The organism is Paenibacillus durus ATCC 35681, assembly GCF_000993825.1.
Lineage (GTDB): Bacteria > Bacillota > Bacilli > Paenibacillales > Paenibacillaceae > Paenibacillus_AQ > Paenibacillus_AQ durus_B.
Genome location: NZ_CP011114.1, coordinates 2,676,473 through 2,694,570, shown reverse-complemented (window position 1 = coordinate 2,694,570; position 18,098 = coordinate 2,676,473). Strand labels below are relative to the sequence as shown.

Below are 18,098 nucleotides of genomic sequence, written 5' to 3'. Positions count from 1 at the left end.
TCAAGCGTGTCCCGTCAGGGACGAAAAGCGATCATTACCCCAACCATCCAAGGTCCCGCCAATCCCAACGCCAACGCTAATTGCCATTAGCGGGTGTCCAGAGGGCGGCAGCCCTTGGGGCCCTCCCTTGGAAGGGAGGGTTTGGGAGGGATCGAAACTCTTTGAAGGAGGTGAATTTCGTGGCAGTACGTATTCGTCTGAAACGTATGGGTGCTCATAAAGCGCCTTTCTATCGTGTAGTGGTTTCCGATTCCCGGTCTCCTCGTGACGGTCGTTTTATCGAGGAAATTGGTTACTATAACCCGGTTGCTCAACCGGCAGTAGTGAACATCGATGAGGAAAAAGCGCTCAAGTGGCTTCAAACCGGTGCGCAAGCATCCGACACGGTTCGCAACTTGCTGAGCAAAGCGGGTGTGTTGAAGAAGTTCCATGAGTCGAAGCAAGCGAAATAATGACTGATGATTGCGAGGGTCCTCTATGGAAGAATTAGTTGCAGTTATTGCTAAGGCTTTAGTGGATCATCCGGAAGATGTGACGGTGCGGACCGTGGAGAAGGATCATCTGATTGTATATGAATTGTCCGTTCATCCCAATGATGTGGGCAAGGTCATCGGCAAGCAGGGGCGGATCGCCAAAGCGCTCCGGACAGTCGTTACATCGGCAGCAGTCAAGAGCGATAAGCGCGTCACCGTGGATATTTTATCCTGATCGGTGACCATTCAAAGAGGGGCTGGGGATCGCTGGATTCCGGCTCCTTTTGTCTAATTAAGAGAGATAAAATGCGCCCCTGCCGAGCATAGGCTTGTTACGCCGGGGAACGTTAATCATATAAAGCTGAAGCGTTAAGGGAGTGAATGGCATGACGGAATCGCTGTTAACGGTAGGTAAGCTGGTCAATACCCACGGGATTCGCGGTGAAATCAAAATATTGTCCCGGACCGATTTTCCCGAGGTGAGGTTTGCTCCGGGGAGTAAGCTGCTGATTATTCCGGAAGATGGAAAAGGACAGCTTGAGGTCACCGTGGAGGCGGCACGCGAGCATAAGGGAATGTATATCGTGAAGCTGAAGGGCTATAACGACATCAACCAGGTGGAAAAATATAAAGGCAGCCTGATCAAAGTCACAGAGGGAGACCGGGTGGAACTGCCGGAGAACGAGTACTATTTTCACGATATTATCGGCTGTGAGGTCTATACGACTGAAGCGGAAGGCGCGCCGCTTGGTGTGATTTCCGAGATTTTGACACCGGGAGCCAATGATGTATGGGTGGTCAGACGTCCCAAAGGCCAGGATATTCTGATTCCCGTTATTGACGACGTAGTTCTTGATGTCGATGTGCCGAACAAGCGGGTGAAGATTCAGCTGATGGAAGGACTGCTGTCATGATCCGAATCGATGTGCTGACGCTTTTTCCGGAAATGTGTGAAGGCGTATTCGGGACGAGCATTTTGGGCAAGGCGCGGGAAAAAGGCATCGCCCTGCTGAATGCGGTGAATTTCCGCGACTATGCGAACAATAAGCACGGCAGCGTCGACGACACTCCATATGGCGGGGGAGGCGGCATGGTGCTCAAGCCCGAGCCGATCTTTGCTGCGGTGGAGCATCTTCTGGACAATCTGGGGGGGCGGTCAGATTCAGCGGATCAAGCGCCGGATACAGCTCAAGAGAAGAGCGCTAACCCGCGTATTATTCTTATGTGTCCGCAAGGCCGTACTTTCGATCAGCGAATCGCCGAGGAGTTGGCCAAGGAGAAGCATCTCATTTTTATTTGCGGCCATTACGAGGGCTATGACGAGCGTATCCGCGAGCATTTGGTTACGGATGAGCTGTCTATCGGCGACTATGTACTGACAGGCGGAGAACTGCCCGCCCTTACGGTTATCGATGCGGTAGTCCGCCTGCAGCCGGGAGCGCTTGGAAATGAGTCCTCTGCGGTGACCGATTCGTTCAGTACGGGGCTGCTGGAGTATCCGCATTACACGCGTCCGGCTGAGTTTCGCGGCTGGAAGGTGCCGGATATGCTGCTGAGCGGCCATCATGCCAATATCGAAGCATGGCGGAGGGAGCAGTCGCTGAAGCGGACGCTGGAGCGCAGACCCGAGCTGCTGGAGCAGGCAGAGCTTACACCGAAAGACCATAAGCTGCTGGAACGATTAAAAGCTGAATTAAATGAGACTTGCATCGGCAGCCGTAGTGAAGAAGAGAAGGCGTCTTTTTAACGAATAAGTTAAAAGACGTCTTTTTCGTTGATATGAAATGCAATTAGCCGTCATAAAAAGTTCGATAGGGCCATATATTATTAAGGTGTCATCACCTGAATTTTTGGGTAATAAAGTAAGACGCCGTAAAATATAGAAAAGGCTTAACCAGCGAAAGGATGAACTTTGAAATGACAACGAAGTCACATGAAGATTTCAAGCCGGATACGAACCCGATCCGCAAAGAGGCGGAGCCGCTCCGCACGGTCAGCGATATTATCGACTTCTACAAGAACCGAAAATCATGAAGTTCCCCATCCCTTGAAGGGCGGGAGCAAAACCTATCCAATCAACCTGCTAGGTGTCTATCGCCATCCATGCAGAGAGATATTTTCCAAGAGAACCACTTGATCTGTAAGCTTCGGCTCACGGATTGAGTGGTTCTCTGCGTTATTAGCCAAATAGATAAATGGGCAGAAATACAGAGCATTTTGCAAAATGGTGAGCAATGAAAAAAGACCGTCCGAAGACGGTCTCTCTACCCGAGGCGCTTAACTTTCATGATCCGTATCCCGCGCCACCAAAAGCCGATTCATTAGCCAATGGTCCGGGTAAGGGATACGTTCAACATGTCATTACTAATGTGAACGCACCTCCTTTCCTTGTAGGGACAGTATAGCACAGCGCATAAAAAATATCTATAAAATTCAAGGTGTTTTTAAGATATTTTTTAATAGGTGGACTGGATAATTAACTTGCAAGAGTGGGTGGAAAAGTCGTATAATAGTATTCGTCGCTGACATTTCGCATATAAATGCGTAAGGGGCACCCGTAATATTAGCAGGGTAAGCACACTAGCGGCTTACATATATCGGGGTATAGCGCAGCCTGGTAGCGCGCACCCTTGGGGTGGGTGAGGCCGTGGGTTCGAATCCCGCTACTCCGATTTTTACGGAAAACCCGCGTAACGTCAACGTTTTAAGTCCTACCTTGTTTATAAGACAAAGTAGTGGTCAGTGACAGAAACAGTTTTTACAAAAAAGACTACACTTGATGGATTTCGCATCCTGAAAGGAGTGGTCTTTTTTGTTGTTAAAATTTGCAATCAAAAGTTTTTTGGACGAAAGAAAATTGAATAATGTCTCTCCGCACACATTGGACAGATATACTCGTACTCTCGATGAGTTCCACGCTTTCTGTGTATCCGAGGAAATTGTTAACGTTGAAGAGGTAATGACTCCAACAGTAAAAAAATACTTGCTTCATTGCCAAGAGGCCAAAGGTAATGGGGTTGTTACAAAAAACTCCAAATTGAGAGTTATCAAAACTCTGTTTAATGATATGGTCACGAATGAATATATTACCGAAAAGCAAAATCCGGCCAAAAAAGTGAACTACGGAAAAGAAGATATCATTATCCCTGTATTTCAAGATTACCATATCAAACAGATGTTGAGTTACTACCGTAATCTGAAACAAAAGGACAAATCATATTATGCTTATCGAGATTATGCCTTAATCCTCTTCTTGCTGTCCACAGGCGCTCGTGTTGGAGAAGCCAGCAATATCAGATGGGATCATATTGACTTTGAAAATAAGGCGGCAATATTTTTCGGTAAATTACGTAGGCAACAAAGCGTACCTCTTGTAGACAAACTATTAGCGGAGCTTGCCGAATGGAGATTGTTTCAGGAACGGAAATTGGGGCAAAAGCCGATTTATGTATTCAGTACCGACGATAACAAGCAGTTGAGTCCTAACGGCATCAAATTGATTTTCAAACGGTTACAGGCAAAAATGAACTTTAAAGATGTGCGATTAAGTGCTCATACGTTCAGACATAGCCTTGCGTACCGATTTCTTCGGGATGGTGGAGATATAGTTTCACTTCAGCGTCTCTTGCGACATCAGAATATGGAAATTACAAGGAAATATTTATCAGCATTTGGACATGTGTTGCCTGAAATAAATGAGCGGCATAACCCTCTCAACAACTTGGATATATAGGGCGGTGATAACATGACCTACACCAATCCTAATAAAACTGTCATTAACCGTTTAAATTACTTCACGAAACAACTGAACAAATACAGTAAAGCCCGTTTTGATTATCTGCTTCGCCGTAGTGATAAAGAGCCTTGTTCCAATCGTTTCGAACGCTTACGGCTATATAAAGATTTGATGCATAAAATGATTGATCAACAAAATTACTAATTCACAAATCTAACTTAAAATAATCCAATATTTATATTTATAGGAACATACGTTTGTGTTATGATAATACTACAAATTTATTGAAGGAGTGTTTTAAAATGAATCAATTACCGGAAGTAACTTTGTTTTATGCTGCCGTACCAACTAACCAAATCAGCGAAAAGGGTAACATCATTTACAACAATTACCTTTTCGAAAGCAAGCAAGAAGCAATTGATTCCGGCAACGACTATGAAATTGCTACTTGGGATATTATCAATATGCTTGCGGATTGCGGCCACCATTTCAAGGATAAAGTTATTGTTACTCCACAAGGCAAGTTTATCTGGACTGAAATTTACGAAGAGGATTGGAGTGGTGAGCAGATTCTAAATGATTGCATGTATCGAGCTGTCGGCGCTCCGGTGGCGTTTAGTGAGGCTGTAGAGTATCACCTGTTTTGGAATAAGGGGTCTGAATTGTTAGGGATTGTGGAAGATGCTGAGGTATTCAAAGCTACGCTTCAAAATAGTAACGGGGATGTTGTTGTGATTCACTAAAACTGCCTGATGATGGCCCATTTTTGCGGAGTGGGCCGAAACATTCCTTCATCTACGGAGGAGTGTCGCGGATCTCCGCAATTGATCTTATCTGGCTATTAGTGGTAAAGTAAATAAGGTCAAGGAAAGTCAAAAATAATGGAGGCAAAAAATGAATTTAATTGAAGTTCAAAATGAAGAAGAAGCAGAATTTGTCAAAATCATCAAAAAACGATTTGAGAAAGGGAATGTAACAGAAGGAAAGGTATACGAGGTAAAAAGAATGTACTACCCTGATAATCCAGCAGGTTTTGTAAACGGCGAAGCTTACATTATTGACGATGAGGGAAAAGAATTATTTGGAGTGTTCAACACTTGTAAAACCACTCTTTTTAAAGCAGCGAAATAGTTTACTTGTCATCTTTACGTTTCTGCTCCCTTTGAATTAGAATATACAAAGAGAGTAGAAAAATATTAAACGCAAAAAATCGCTTGACCTTAACTGGTCAGCGTGATATATTTAAGAATGATATAGTCTACCCATTCACTGAGACTCTATCGTTATGGAAATAATATGAAAGGAGGTGGTTAAATCGCTTGTGGAATATTCACTAGATGGCATGGAACTTTACTTCTGTACCATTTAGCTTTACCACGTACATAATAATATCATGACGGATGTATGTTTGCAAGTTCTAAATACCTGATAAGTATAGTTATATGGTATCTAGCATCACTTCTGTATCTTCTAGCTGAATGGATATGCAGAGTAAGAAATTAGAATAACAATAAGTAAAGGGGAAATGATTTTGAAGTTACAGATTATTTGTGAGCAATGCAGAAACCAATTGGAGCTAAAACCAACAACAGTTGGAAACCACGCATATTTTACAACTCAATCTCAAGGAAAGTTTAGAGCTGAAGCTGACATTGAAATTGATCAAACAGTTTACCTTGATGATTCGGTGGTTAGTAACTTGGCACTTACAGAAGATAACGGCACAATTGCTGAAATTCTTGAAGACCAAATTATTGATATGGTGAGCACGGACAAATCACTTAATGAGCTTAGATTTACATGTTCTACCTGCGGAAATTACATAAATTTAACTGGTTTCTAATCTACTTATTTTTGAGGGGAGATAACTATCCCCTCTTCTATTATTACCTCAAGGGTGAACCAAAACCCCAAAAGAGAAGCGCAAAATGCGCAGATAAGGTGGTAATCAAAATGACGAAAATCAAAAAACAAAAATACTTGAAATCTAAAGGAGACTATCACTATATTGAACCAAACAAAAAAGTACAGATGGAATACCGTGTCAAAGCAGTGGCAGCAGCTAGATCCTAATTTCATCCCCTCTCGTAAACTCACTATTGAGCAAAACCGCGAACGTCAATGGAAGAATGTTTCATCTGACTTGGTTCCTGACGATGTTAAACAAAAATTCCAGACACTGATTGATCGATATACGCACAAGCCAAAGCTTGATTGGAACACTGGAAAGAAGATTGCAGACAAATGTTCAGCAAAAGAGCAAGAACCTCATAGCAAACCTGTTCCTCTCTACTATGTCCATCAGGTGATTAGAGGATTTTTGCAGCACGAGGCTCAGAGGAACTTAAAGACGAAGGAAGAACGTTTGCAAATTGTCGAAAGCATTTTCGATAAACATACAGCATTCGGGAGCCTTAAACCAGCTAATAGCAAAATCAGTACTACATACGATGATTACTTTGTTGATGAATTTTTTGTGGACTACATAACGAATTACCTGTATCAGTTTTTAGCAAAAGGGAACGGTAAAATTCCCTCTCAAAGTGAAGGCCTTAATTTATGGGGTCACAAGCAAAACGGTTATACATACGCCTTACACGAAATTGCTACATATCTAATAAAGACCGTGGGTAAAGAAGACGAAACGGAATACGGTTGTAAACAATACAATAAATTAGTTTCATCCTATGATGAAATCATAGGAAAATCAGACTTAGATAGTCCTGATTGGTCTATTGATGATTACATTAAACCCAAATCTGAAACCGGGTTTCAAAGAGTGGATTATTGCCACATTGAAGAAAAAAAGAGCAAACGTTATCCTTTAGCTCCATCGTGGGAAGAAATAAACGGAGAAAAAACACCTTACGTAGAAATGCTCATCGAACAGCGGGAACTGTATGATGAGACGCAACAGATTCGTTCTATTGCTGGATCGTTGCCGAGAGGAAGCAAACAGCAGCGGGAAGTCTACAAAATAGCGAACGAATTGCAATACAAATATACATTAATGTATGAGCCTAGAACTGTCAACCACAGTCCGAATAAAAACAGAGCAAATGATGATGAAACGCTGGATGTCTGCATTGACACTATATTAGATATCGTCGATTATACTAATCCCTTACATATTCATGCTTTAATTTTAAATTATCATACGCTTTGGTGTAAGTATCAATACCAAGTAGACTCCCCGCTATATACAATTCTTCGAGAATTTGAGCAAAATTCTCAGAAGATTGAATTTCGAGATCCTCTACATAAAGACATTCTGGACGCTTTTTTATATAGTTCTTCGACTGCTAAAGTAAATAGTAAAAAATTGAAAATCAGCACAGAAAAGATGAATCGAACATTGAAGAGCAGCATTTCAAAAAAGGTTGCAAAGTATTTTTCAAAACATGTCGGCTTTTAACATTTGATCACCATACTATATGGAAGGTAAAACTTCCAAGTTTATTATCATCGTTTTATTCATTATTATCCCTTCCTCGTCGGTGTTCACGCGCCGACCTATTTTTAGGGAAACTTAAAGAAATTAAATCAGAAAGGAGAAAATGAAGATGGAGTTTACAGAAGAACAGCAAGCCTATATTGACCAGTTAAAAACAACTTGGGAAACAGAAGTGCTGGCCCCTATCACTGCTGAACGTGACGAATTGCTTCAATTCAAACCAGCAGAGAAGTCGGATGCTGAGAAGGCGCTCGAACAACGTGAAGCTGAACTGTTTAAAAAGGAAATTGACATCGAGTTAAAGGCAAATAATCTCAATGATTTCTCTGACTTACTCAACGTATCAAATACTGAAGAGTTAAAGACAAAAGTTACACAGTTAACTAAGATCCTTGACGCGCGAAAGCTAAACAATAGTTTCCAGCCCAAGGGCCACAAACAAACGGATAAGTACAGCCAAGCAAAAGCACAAGGCGATACTCGTAACATGATTAAAAGTATTTTTGGTTTGAATTAAAAAAATTAAAGGAGAAATTTTATTGTTTACATCAGACAAATTTGTACAAGGACAAAACTATGATCTAAAGGAACTTCTAATTAATACCACTCCATTTAAAGCTCCGTTTACTAATCTGCTCCTCACTAAAACGGTAAAGGCAGAAGCCCCAACGATGAACTGGATTGAAACCAGCATTAACGAAGCGGCTGCGGAGACGCTTGCAGAAGGATCAGATGCACCAGCATCTGTAGACGATACGTTAGAGCCGATTAGCAACTTCACAGAATTGGTGGGAGCAACCGCTACTATCAGTAATACCGCACAAGCCGCTAACGCTGTTGGTATTTCCGATTTGTTAGCGCGAGAAATTGACAGTAAAACTAAAGCAATTAAGATGGGAATTGAAAATCGTCTAATCAATGGAATTAAAGGATATACGGCAGCAACAAAAATATATAAAACGGCTGGAATTTTAGAGCAAATACATACAGATCATAAACTTACAGATACAACTTTTACTAATGACAAATTTTTAGAAACTATTGAGAAGATTTATGATGCTGGAGCAAGTGACAATCTAATTTGTTTTCTCCCAGCGAGAATGAAGTTAAGTTTAGCCCAGTTTACAGACTTCCAATTCTTCGCAAAAGACAAGGTTGCGGGGGTTGATGTGGACATATTTATTAGTCCTTTTGGTTCTGTTCGATTCGCCCTCACGGAAAAAATCCAAAACAAATTGTTTATTGTAAATCCCGACTATCTTGAGTTAGGAGAATTAATTTCGTTTCACGGACAGGTCGAACCTGTTAGTGGATCTAAGCAATCAGTTTACCTTGAATGGCAAGGTGGAGTTAAATTGCTTAACCGTAAAGCGGCAGCAAGCTTTGAAATCGCCTAACCAATACATATCGAAGGGGAAACTCTCCCCTTCTCTATCATAAACATAAAGGCATAATAACAGAAAGGAGAATCAAAAATGAATTCGGAAGAACGCATGCAGTGGAAGCTACTTAGAATATCCAAAGGGTTAAAGTCAAAAGAAGTAGCTAAAGGAATGGGCGTAAGCCCCGCATACATAAGCCGATTTGAGACGGGAAGCTACGATTGGGATGCGGTATTGGTTAGGAAGTATAAAAATTTTATAAATGAAAATTAAAACAAATCAAATTAAAGGGAGAATGAATTAATGAGTCTATGCATTAGCGCTTCAAAGCCTTATGAACATTATTTATGTGTCGATACGGCAATTAGTTTCACTTTTAACGGTATTGTATACCGTGATGTAAAAGGTTCAGACAAAAAAATTATTATCATTGACAATGAGGCATACTTTTTCTCGGGCGATCTGGAACTGGTAACAAATTTACAGGAACGATTTAAAAAACAAACCGACAGAAGTTTTGAAAAGCTCACACAACTTGCGATCCAATTATTTGATCAATACTCTGAGGATGACGACGAATTAGCCTTTAGCAAATACGGATTTGATAAAAAAGGATTAGCGTATTGTCAGTTTACGAATAATCATCTAAATTTTAAGCCAACAGATCGATACTATGGACATAAAAACAACTCATTTGTTACATATGGGAAAAATATGAAAAAGGCTAGTGAACTACTTGATCTGAAGACTGTACACATCACTCCCGAGTATTTTATTCCAATTTACGAGGCTCTTGCTGATGAAGCCGTGGGCGGTGAGGTTATAGTTTATCATTTAACTCGTACTAAATGGGGCATGACTGAAAAAATCAAACTTAATGAACCTGATACGATTAATAAGTTGGATATTCAAAGATTAAAAAGACATTACGGATTCTACGGTCATGGAGATAGTGCGATTCCTTTTGTCAGTATGGGTGAAGGTGACGGTGTTGTAGTTAGTGCCGCTGGCAAAAATATTAGCGGTGTCGCGGAGATGTTGAAACCTAGTGGTTCGTACCAAATTATTTATCGAAGCTCTAATTATGCACATGAGCGAAGACTCCTTTTAAAAGATGAAGGAATCGAGCTTAGTGTTGAGAGTGGAGATTTGATTTTGGGGCATGATGTGGGTTCCTTTATCAAACTAAAGTCTAATGGAGATATCGAGTTGAAAGCTCAAGGGCGCATTTTCTTCAACGGACAGGAATTTTCATTCAATGATTGATGCTGAATACGATGACAAAGGTTTCTGCTGGGTAACCAATGCGGAATTAAAGGATCTACTTAAACAAAACGGCTTAGAGCCTGTTGAATCCGGGGATAGTAGTAATAACAACTTTATGTATTGGAAATATCAAACAAAATTATCGAGTGAACAGCTTAAGGGTGATTTTGATTCGAAATTAAGACAGCAATTGGTAGAGGTTTACAATAAACTAAACAAAATTATTTCGCACTGGCAAGACGAACAACGAAATAATAAATACCGCCTTGATAGATGGCAGCTTAAATAAATAGAGAACACTAAGGGGAGATATGAATAAGAATGAGATATGAGCTTGGACAACTGACCTATGATGGATACGGAAACGAATATAAAGTTGGAGACTTTCGAAAAAATAGTAAAGGTAAAAAAGAGTATTGGGACGGTGAACGATGGATTGACGATTTCATGTGGAATAAGAATGATTATAAAGAACCTTCCTCAGATAATCCATTTGAATACTGGGCCAATAACCAGAATCAAGATATAGGCCCTGACAACCCTTTCTTCGAAACACTCCCTCGACATCAACAATTAATGAATGAAATCCGGGAGTATTCTAAGATTCGAGATACGGCTGAAACTGAAATCCAAAAGTGCCAGGATGAACTATTCCGCTTAATTGGTGGTGCTAAATTTGAGTAAAAGCATCACAGACTTGCAAAATAAACTAAACATGCTGAAAAGTACTACAAACGCATCAACGAATAACGAGACCAAACCTGTAACGAAGGTAATATCACCTTACTTTATTGATAAAAAATTTCAGCATGCCAAACATGCTGAGGACATGATCCAACGTTTTAGTTTTGTCTATGACAGTCAAATCCTTTGGCGTTATCACCATGACGGTTACTATAAAAATGACGGTGAACCTTATTATAGGGCAATCGGACAGGAACTAATCGGTGAGAGTAGTAGACGGACACATATCAGTGAATCACTCTACTATGCTCAAAACGAAAGACAACTCTTAGAGGGTCAGAGTATGAACCCTCCTTCCAATTTACTCAATGTTAAGAATGGAATGCTTGATCCTTTCACGGGACAGTTGCTTCCCCATTCTCCGCAATATTTGTGTACATATCAATTGCCCGTGAAGTTTGATTCAAACGCAAATGACCCTGTTATACATAATTTTGTTTCGAGTGTTTTACCTGAAGATTCACATGAAGCATTCTACGAGTTGGTTGGTTACATATTGACTAATAATTTACATATGGAGAAGGCGTGTTTGTTCACTGGAGTCGGTAGTAATGGTAAATCTGTTGCAATAGACATGATTACCGCTTTATTAGGTAAAGAAAATGTTAGTAACATATCCCTTCAGGACTTAGATCACAGGTTCAGGGTGGCAGGGCTTGAAGGTAAGCTTTTAAACGCATTTTCTGACTTGCCGCAGAAACCAATTGAGGATACAGGAAATTTTAAAGCAATTGTCTCTAATGAAGCGATTACAATTGAACGCAAAAATAAAGACCCTAAATCGTTCCAACCTTCCACGAAATTATTATTCTCCGCCAACCACATGGTAGTGACTCCAGATATGTCAGATGGTTATTTTCGCCGTTGGTTGATATTCGAGTTTAAAAACAAGTTTACCAATGCTAATAGAGATGTTAATTTGATACATAAATTAACAACCGATAGCGCTCTTTCAACACTATTGAACTATGCTATCCAAGGAATACATAGACTACATAAAAACAAGCAATTTACAATGGGTGAAAGCTTGACGAATGCTATTGAGCAATACCGGAAACATTGCGATACACTACTTCAATTTGTTGATGAACAATGCGAGTTGGCTGAAGACTATTACATATCAACCTCAAGTCTGTATCAGCATTACCGGAATTTCTGTGATGAATGGGGTATCAGGAACGCTTTGGGTAAAAAGAACTTTAATCAACGCTTGACTGACCGCTTCAACTTGGAATGCAAAGACAAATTGATTAATAAAAGAGGTATTCGCTGTTGGATGGGAATTAAAGTGAAAGAAGATTTCACCGATCCCTTTCAGTAATAATATCGTAGAATGGGTTCGAAAATCGTAGAATGATCGTAAAAATATCGTAAAATGGATTTTCAAAAAAACCTTATGTATCAAGGGTTTTAGCGTCTATATCGTAAAATCGTAAAATGAAATGACTTTTTCAGAAAAATTTTCAGATGTATTACTGTACAAAGTATACAAGTAAGTGAAAAGTTTTTACGATTTTACGATATTTCTTCAAAAATCCTTATCTATCAAGGAGTTTTGGGTTTTTGATTCTACGATAAAACTACGATTGTTTTACGATATGGATTTTGATTTTACGATGCAACTAAAAATTTAAGGAGACTACATATAGAAATGAACGAATGGGAAATCAAACGTTTTTCGTCGTTAACAGACGAATATGTTTTTATCAACTACACAACGGGGCTATGTAAATACGAATGTTGTTTCAGCCCGGAGGAGATGGAGCTAATGCAAAACAAAATTAAACAATGGAATGTGGTGTATGGACAATGAATATTCATGAAGCGTTAAAGACAATCCCCAATAAGAAGAAATTATACTTTATTTGGAAACACTACATTGGATTTGATCAAACGAAACCGCCGAAGACAGAAGCAGAGTTTTTAAAAACTGTTGATTTAAAAAGCTTATCTAGCTTTGTAAGGTGGGAACGTAGCGAGGAGTATCGTGCGTTGCTGGCTATCCTTCTCAACACTCGCTTTGATAGTGATCTAGAGCAGATTTATGATTCCCTTGCTGATAAAGCAAAAAATGGTGACGAAAAGTCAATCAAGCTGCTCCTTCAGATTGGCAAGGACATTAAGAGCTATGCCAAAGATGCAGCCAAAACGCTAAATAAAAACGATGAAGTTGAAGAAGATGATGATTTAGATATCGGGTGACGTAATGTCACTCTTTTTTATTTTCATGAAAGGATAATGTAAATGGTAGCATTAACGAAGTCGCAGAAAATCAATAAAGTAATGAACTCGTTTGATCTATTCTGTAAAAATTTTATTAAAATTGTAAATAATGATGGTGAGCTTGTTCCATTTTTGCTGAATGACCAGCAGCAGTGTTTTATTGATAAATCTGGAAAATATAATCTAATTCTAAAGCCACGCCAGTTAGGTTTTACTACAGCTTCCCTCGCCTACTGTTTGTGGATGGCCGTTAACAATCCCAATACCAATTAATTAATCGTGAGCTATAAAGGTGACTCTGCAAAGGATTTGTTTGCCAAGCTTAAGCGGATGAATGATCATTTGCCCCGTTCAAAATACGATGCTTTCCCTTCCGTTGTACGTGACAATAGAGATGAACTGGTTTTTGACAACGGCAGCACTATCAGGAGTACGACAACGGGAAATAAGGATTTAGGTCGAGGCATGAACCTAATGTACGTTCTATTGTCTGAAGCGGCTTTTTACGACGATTTGAACGGCATTCTATTATCATTGGAACCAGCATTGCAAAAGACAGAGCGAAGTAAGATTGTACTTGAGTCTACAGCCAACGGATTTAATGACTTTCAAAAGCTATATGATCGGGCAAATAAGGAATTGAGTAAATATAAAGCATTCTTCTTCCCCTTTTATGCTTCCGCTTATGAAAAACAATTCGCTTATGATATTCAAGAAGCCGTGAAATGGTACAGGGCCAATAATAAAGGGCAGCGCATGAGCGCCAAAGATTTGAGTACTGAACAAAAACAGTTACATGCTGCTGGATGTAGCCTGAATATGTTGATGTGGCGTGACTACATACTACAGGACAAAGACAAAAACCAATTTTATCAAGAGTATCCTGCTACTGATATACAAGCGTTTATTAACACTGGACAATCTGTATTCGATCAAACGAAGATAGCAGAACAGATTAATTACATACTCCCTCCTTTGCCCAAGGATGAACTTGGACATATTCCAGATCTACTGAAGCAATACATAGGAAAAGGTTTAGAAATTTTTCGTTTACCGAAGCAAAAACAGAGAATGTTCGCAGGAGTAGACGTTGCATCTGGCAGCGGTAATGACTACTCAACAATGAGTGTATTCGGTGCAGATGGGCAGCAGTATGCTTCATTTTATCGAAATGATATTCCAGTTTATAAATTCGCTGAAATAGTCCGAGAGATTGGGCTGTTTTTTAATTACGCCTTTATTGTCATTGAAAGGAACGGTTTTGGAACATCAGTGCTTGAGCGATTGCGTGAAGGTGAAATGCCATATCTAAATCTGTTCAAGCATCGTCATTTCGACAAAGGTAAGACAAGGCTGCAATTAGGCTGGAGTAGCAACACTGTTACGAAAAATAAAGCTGTGACGGATGCAAAGGAAATGTTTGAATGTCAATTAATAAAAATTGAATGTAAGGAAACGCTGAAGCAGATGCAAACCTTTATTGAAAAGGACAACAAAATGGAGAACAAATCCCGATCTAATCATGATGATTTGGTTATATCGTTTATGCTTTCGATTCAAGGAATAAAAGCAAATAAATATTACGTTGAGGTGGCTTAATTGTACGATAATAAAGATAAATGGTTTGTAGAGGAAGTAAACAGAGTTTCAAATCAGCAGAGGATTAATGAGATTCTTGATATCAAAGAGTACCTGAGTGGAAAACATGAAATTTTACAGAAGCCGAGTTACAATTATAATGGTCAGGTATACGAACCCCGTAAAATTGTACTCCAATACGCCAAGACAATTCTTAACTTTAGCGTAGGATATGTGATGAGTAATCCTGTGACACTTACAGGTGATAAAGCTGTTACAGACGCATTCAAATGTGTCTATAAACGTGGCAAATACAATCAGATTGATTATGATGTGCTTGATAAGATGACCAAATATGGATATGTCGCGGAATATGTCTATCTGGATGACAAGCAAGAAATCAAATCTAAACTCCTTGATCCTGCCGATTGCTTCCCTGTGTTTGACCATCACAATGAGTATACAGCATTGATTGAACATTATTGTGTAGATAACGTGAGTTATTATAATTTGTATTTGCCAGATAGGGTTGAGGAATGGAACGATAAGGGCGGCAATTTACGGATGACGGGGAGTTCCAACAATCCTGCTGGATTGCCTATCCTATACCATAATCAATGTGAGATTGGGAACCTTGGGCGCTCTGATTTGTTGGACATTCTCCCCATCTTGGACAATATGGAAGACTTGCTTAGTAAAGCTGTAGATGGCTACTATCACCATATCTCAGGTATCCCAGTCCTCAAAGGCCAGCAGCTTAAAGGTGACGGATTACCAAAGGATATTATTGGTGGTGGTATTGTGCTTGATGATAATGCAGATTTCTTCTTCGCCAATAATGAATTTGACCATCAAGCATTTGAGACGTTGTATAAGACATTGACAAGCTCATTGCTTGATATTGCCCATGTGCCAGCAATCAGCATGAGCAAAACAGATGTCAGCAACTTGAGCGAGGTCTCTATTCGTCTCCTGTTCTCGTTAGCGGATACGAAAGGCGCTTTGAATAGCAAATTTTTACGTGAAGGCATGGAACAACGGTTTGAGAAGATTAGAGAGTTATTGAGGGGTAAGGGACTTGCATTTTCCGACGACGAATATGATACATTGGGTATTGTATTCCAATTTGCTAGACCATCGAACGATAAGGAAATAGTGGATAATCTGAAGGTGTTGAAAGAGATTGATGGTATGAGTCTGGAAAGCATTGTGGAGAGAAATCCTTATGTGACAGACGTTCAAGGCGAGTTGACAAGGATTCAGAGTGAGAATAGATAAGTATAAATATACATAATATTGTATAAATATTAATTATTGAACAAAGGTTAATACATATAAACATTGAAATAAAAGGAATGCGCAATTTCGCGCACACATTAACGTGTATACGATATTCATTAGCCAGCCATTTATATAATAATAGTAGGTGCGCGAATTTTTTAAATGAGAAATTTCCTAAAATTTTAAGTTTTGTATTCCATTTTCTGTTATTTTTCTAATTCTCTATCCGTTAGACCACTACCTACCGTAGTTTGTAGTCTAATTTTGCCCATTTTAGAGGCGATTTTAAGGGGAAAGGTTATGATTTGTACTATTTGTATGATTTAACCGTCCTGCTGCGGGTTGTAAAGGGGTAGCGATACCCCAATTTTGAATAATCGACCTGTAGCAGGATGATTTACGCACGCCCGAAAAAATCGAGGTTTAGGGACTGTACCCCCAAAATTTGAATCACTCATTTGTAAAAACTATGTCTTTTAGACCACAACCTACATATATTTCTAAATCCATAGACCTATCTAGTCGATAATGATAATATAATGGAAAATAATAGTTTGGGGGGATTTTGGATGAAGAGATTTAGATGGTTAGCTATTTTACTTACTCTAACTGTGGTTTTTAGTTCACTCGGAAGTGTAGTATCAGCAGACTCAAGCAGGACTTTAGTATTTTATGATGCTAAAAGAATAGTTTTCGACAAAGATCCAATTTATTACAATGGAACTATGTTAGTTCAGGTAGGACCAATTATAAAAGCATTCGGTTTATCTGCTTCTTACGAAAAAAGCACAAAAACCACGACTGTCTCTAACACTTCTACTAATACATCATTTACATTTACCATTGGTAGCAAGACAGCATGGGTAAATGGGAAAAAAACAGCCCTAAATATTGCACCAAAAATTATTGAAGGTTATACATTTGTTCCACTAAAATTCATAGCAACAGCAAGTAATCATAGTTTCGTCCTTGATAACAATTCCAGTAGGATATACATTGGACCATTTGATTTTAGTACCAAAGATCCCTATAAAGAAATCGAATGGGGTAGAACCATTGCAGACGTAAAAAAAGCAGAAAACAAAACTCTTCTCCATTCTTTTACTGGTGCAAATAGTGCAAAAACATTAATGTATAGAGTTTATCTTGGTAATGATATGTTACCTGCACAATTATGGTACCAGTTTGATTTAACTGGAAAGTTAAGAGATATGTATTATTTCACTGAAGGAGATGAATACCCTGGTGATCAATACAGACTCTTTAATCAATTAATATCTGACATGGATAGTACATACAAACCAACTAGCGAAGATGATAATATGCTATGGAAAAATGAGTACACAGAAGAGATTTATGATGATATGTATGGCTTTGATTATGATACTAAGATAGGAACAGCACTACTATATAAGGATTTAGTATTAATAAAAAATTATGAATATCGTGATATATCAATTTCCGTTCAAATGAAAAACGCAGGTTCCGTAAATAAACCAAAATACAAAGTTTCAATTCTGTATGGTATACAAGAATAACAACATTTGACACCTGCTTAGTTAGAGTAGGTGTTTTTCTTTACCCAAAAAACTTATACAAAGGAGCAAATCAAAATGAAGTACATAGAACGTTTACAATTAGAAACACAAGGTATTACTCACTCACCGGATGAACTATCCATTTATCTCGAAGAAGAAGGAATCACTGACCCAGAATCCGAATATTCCCCCTCTTCATCCACAGAAAAACGAAAAATTTATGCAGCAGCCCTTTCCATTCTCAACGGCGTGGCTAACAATCCCACTTTAATGAAATCCTATAAATCGGATGATATCACTGTCTCAGATTTTGCCGACTCAATTCAGAATCGCATTGATCAACTGGAACGAAAAATCCGCATGATGGCTGTAAACGACACTCAAGCCAGTAGCAGCACATTTATGCTGTTCAAAGGCATATAA

At 39.2% G+C, this 18,098-nt stretch carries 24 protein-coding genes and 1 tRNA gene; all 25 read left to right on the top strand.

The genetic code is table 11. The features are described from left to right. Window positions 1-179 precede the first annotated feature (179 nt). Window positions 180-452: a 30S ribosomal protein S16 gene (gene rpsP / locus VK70_RS12340; protein ID WP_025691349.1), complete on the top strand. Its 273-nt coding sequence runs from the start codon at window positions 180-182 to the stop codon at window positions 450-452. Between the two features lie 25 nt (window positions 453-477). Next, on the top strand, window positions 478-708 hold the full coding sequence (locus tag VK70_RS12335) for a KH domain-containing protein (RefSeq protein ID WP_025335405.1): 231 nt from the start codon (window positions 478-480) through the stop codon (window positions 706-708). Between the two features lie 151 nt (window positions 709-859). After that, window positions 860-1,387, top strand: coding sequence for a ribosome maturation factor RimM (gene rimM / locus VK70_RS12330; protein ID WP_025699612.1), 528 nt, complete (start codon window positions 860-862; stop codon window positions 1,385-1,387). Next, window positions 1,387-2,220 carry a tRNA (guanosine(37)-N1)-methyltransferase TrmD gene (gene trmD / locus VK70_RS12325; protein ID WP_046724240.1) on the top strand — a complete coding sequence of 278 codons (834 nt, stop codon included), beginning with the start codon at window positions 1,387-1,389 and terminating at the stop codon, window positions 2,218-2,220. Before rimM ends, trmD begins: the two co-directional genes overlap by 1 nt. 851 nt (window positions 2,221-3,071) lie before the next feature. Then, window positions 3,072-3,145 (top strand) — tRNA-Pro (locus tag VK70_RS12320). A gap of 140 nt (window positions 3,146-3,285) precedes the next feature. Next, window positions 3,286-4,206: a tyrosine-type recombinase/integrase gene (locus VK70_RS12315; protein ID WP_025698413.1), complete on the top strand. Its 921-nt coding sequence runs from the start codon at window positions 3,286-3,288 to the stop codon at window positions 4,204-4,206. Window positions 4,207-4,218: 12 nt separating this feature from the next. Then, entirely contained in the window at window positions 4,219-4,413 is a 195-nt protein-coding gene (locus tag VK70_RS27865; protein WP_144415226.1) for a hypothetical protein, read from the top strand. 98 nt (window positions 4,414-4,511) lie between these two features. Beyond that, the gene (locus VK70_RS12310) at window positions 4,512-4,952 is read left to right on the top strand and encodes a hypothetical protein (protein ID WP_025698412.1); all 441 of its coding nucleotides are present in this window, start codon (window positions 4,512-4,514) and stop codon (window positions 4,950-4,952) included. A gap of 151 nt (window positions 4,953-5,103) precedes the next feature. After that, window positions 5,104-5,340, top strand: a complete 237-nt coding sequence (locus VK70_RS12305; protein ID WP_025698409.1) for a hypothetical protein — start codon at window positions 5,104-5,106, stop codon at window positions 5,338-5,340. Window positions 5,341-5,740: 400 nt separating this feature from the next. Then, window positions 5,741-6,052, top strand: a complete 312-nt coding sequence (locus tag VK70_RS12300) for a hypothetical protein (RefSeq protein ID WP_025698408.1) — start codon at window positions 5,741-5,743, stop codon at window positions 6,050-6,052. 165 nt (window positions 6,053-6,217) lie between these two features. Next, window positions 6,218-7,624 (top strand): hypothetical protein, encoded by a 1,407-nt coding sequence (locus VK70_RS12295; protein ID WP_025698406.1) that lies wholly within the window; start codon window positions 6,218-6,220, stop codon window positions 7,622-7,624. Window positions 7,625-7,772: 148 nt separating this feature from the next. Beyond that, a complete protein-coding gene (locus VK70_RS12290) occupies window positions 7,773-8,180 on the top strand; it encodes a hypothetical protein (RefSeq protein ID WP_025698404.1) in 408 nt (135 codons plus the stop codon). Window positions 8,181-8,202: 22 nt separating this feature from the next. Beyond that, entirely contained in the window at window positions 8,203-9,060 is an 858-nt protein-coding gene (locus VK70_RS12285; RefSeq protein WP_025698402.1) for an SU10 major capsid protein, read from the top strand. 78 nt (window positions 9,061-9,138) lie between these two features. Beyond that, the gene (locus VK70_RS12280; protein ID WP_036642071.1) at window positions 9,139-9,318 is read left to right on the top strand and encodes a helix-turn-helix domain-containing protein; all 180 of its coding nucleotides are present in this window, start codon (window positions 9,139-9,141) and stop codon (window positions 9,316-9,318) included. 30 nt (window positions 9,319-9,348) lie between these two features. After that, window positions 9,349-10,311 (top strand): hypothetical protein, encoded by a 963-nt coding sequence (locus tag VK70_RS12275; RefSeq protein WP_025698401.1) that lies wholly within the window; start codon window positions 9,349-9,351, stop codon window positions 10,309-10,311. Continuing rightward, window positions 10,304-10,600: a hypothetical protein gene (locus tag VK70_RS12270; RefSeq protein WP_025698399.1), complete on the top strand. Its 297-nt coding sequence runs from the start codon at window positions 10,304-10,306 to the stop codon at window positions 10,598-10,600. The genes VK70_RS12275 and VK70_RS12270 overlap by 8 nt, the downstream gene beginning before the upstream one ends. 32 nt (window positions 10,601-10,632) lie before the next feature. Then, entirely contained in the window at window positions 10,633-10,995 is a 363-nt protein-coding gene (locus VK70_RS12265) for a hypothetical protein (RefSeq protein ID WP_025698397.1), read from the top strand. Further along, window positions 10,988-12,376, top strand: a complete 1,389-nt coding sequence (locus tag VK70_RS12260) for a DNA primase family protein (protein ID WP_025698395.1) — start codon at window positions 10,988-10,990, stop codon at window positions 12,374-12,376. Before VK70_RS12265 ends, VK70_RS12260 begins: the two co-directional genes overlap by 8 nt. Before the next feature lie 330 nt (window positions 12,377-12,706). After that, entirely contained in the window at window positions 12,707-12,868 is a 162-nt protein-coding gene (locus tag VK70_RS28310; protein ID WP_155986956.1) for a hypothetical protein, read from the top strand. Then, the gene (locus VK70_RS12255; RefSeq protein ID WP_025698393.1) at window positions 12,865-13,257 is read left to right on the top strand and encodes a hypothetical protein; all 393 of its coding nucleotides are present in this window, start codon (window positions 12,865-12,867) and stop codon (window positions 13,255-13,257) included. Before VK70_RS28310 ends, VK70_RS12255 begins: the two co-directional genes overlap by 4 nt. A gap of 42 nt (window positions 13,258-13,299) precedes the next feature. Continuing rightward, window positions 13,300-13,551: a hypothetical protein gene (locus VK70_RS28925; RefSeq protein WP_233277813.1), complete on the top strand. Its 252-nt coding sequence runs from the start codon at window positions 13,300-13,302 to the stop codon at window positions 13,549-13,551. Window positions 13,552-13,587: 36 nt separating this feature from the next. After that, entirely contained in the window at window positions 13,588-14,877 is a 1,290-nt protein-coding gene (locus VK70_RS27860; protein WP_233277812.1) for a terminase large subunit, read from the top strand. After that, window positions 14,878-16,134, top strand: a complete 1,257-nt coding sequence (locus VK70_RS27855; protein ID WP_036642069.1) for a phage portal protein — start codon at window positions 14,878-14,880, stop codon at window positions 16,132-16,134. It begins immediately after the preceding gene. Window positions 16,135-16,706: 572 nt separating this feature from the next. Continuing rightward, window positions 16,707-17,675 (top strand): stalk domain-containing protein, encoded by a 969-nt coding sequence (locus VK70_RS12240; protein ID WP_025698392.1) that lies wholly within the window; start codon window positions 16,707-16,709, stop codon window positions 17,673-17,675. A 75-nt stretch (window positions 17,676-17,750) separates the two neighbouring features. Further along, entirely contained in the window at window positions 17,751-18,098 is a 348-nt protein-coding gene (locus VK70_RS12235) for a hypothetical protein (protein ID WP_025698391.1), read from the top strand.

Coding starts and splice junctions, on each gene's coding strand:
- VK70_RS12240 (WP_025698392.1), top strand. CDS start 16,707: ATGAAGAGATTTAGATGGTTAGCTATTTTACTTACTCTAACTGTGGTT.
- VK70_RS12270 (WP_025698399.1), top strand. CDS start 10,304: ATGATTGATGCTGAATACGATGACAAAGGTTTCTGCTGGGTAACCAAT.
- VK70_RS12280 (WP_036642071.1), top strand. CDS start 9,139: ATGAATTCGGAAGAACGCATGCAGTGGAAGCTACTTAGAATATCCAAA.
- VK70_RS12290 (WP_025698404.1), top strand. CDS start 7,773: ATGGAGTTTACAGAAGAACAGCAAGCCTATATTGACCAGTTAAAAACA.
- VK70_RS12305 (WP_025698409.1), top strand. CDS start 5,104: ATGAATTTAATTGAAGTTCAAAATGAAGAAGAAGCAGAATTTGTCAAA.
- VK70_RS12265 (WP_025698397.1), top strand. CDS start 10,633: ATGAGATATGAGCTTGGACAACTGACCTATGATGGATACGGAAACGAA.
- VK70_RS28310 (WP_155986956.1), top strand. CDS start 12,707: ATGAACGAATGGGAAATCAAACGTTTTTCGTCGTTAACAGACGAATAT.
- rimM (WP_025699612.1), top strand. CDS start 860: ATGACGGAATCGCTGTTAACGGTAGGTAAGCTGGTCAATACCCACGGG.
- VK70_RS28925 (WP_233277813.1), top strand. CDS start 13,300: ATGGTAGCATTAACGAAGTCGCAGAAAATCAATAAAGTAATGAACTCG.
- VK70_RS27865 (WP_144415226.1), top strand. CDS start 4,219: ATGACCTACACCAATCCTAATAAAACTGTCATTAACCGTTTAAATTAC.
- VK70_RS12275 (WP_025698401.1), top strand. CDS start 9,349: ATGAGTCTATGCATTAGCGCTTCAAAGCCTTATGAACATTATTTATGT.
- VK70_RS12235 (WP_025698391.1), top strand. CDS start 17,751: ATGAAGTACATAGAACGTTTACAATTAGAAACACAAGGTATTACTCAC.
- VK70_RS12255 (WP_025698393.1), top strand. CDS start 12,865: ATGAATATTCATGAAGCGTTAAAGACAATCCCCAATAAGAAGAAATTA.
- VK70_RS12310 (WP_025698412.1), top strand. CDS start 4,512: ATGAATCAATTACCGGAAGTAACTTTGTTTTATGCTGCCGTACCAACT.
- VK70_RS12335 (WP_025335405.1), top strand. CDS start 478: ATGGAAGAATTAGTTGCAGTTATTGCTAAGGCTTTAGTGGATCATCCG.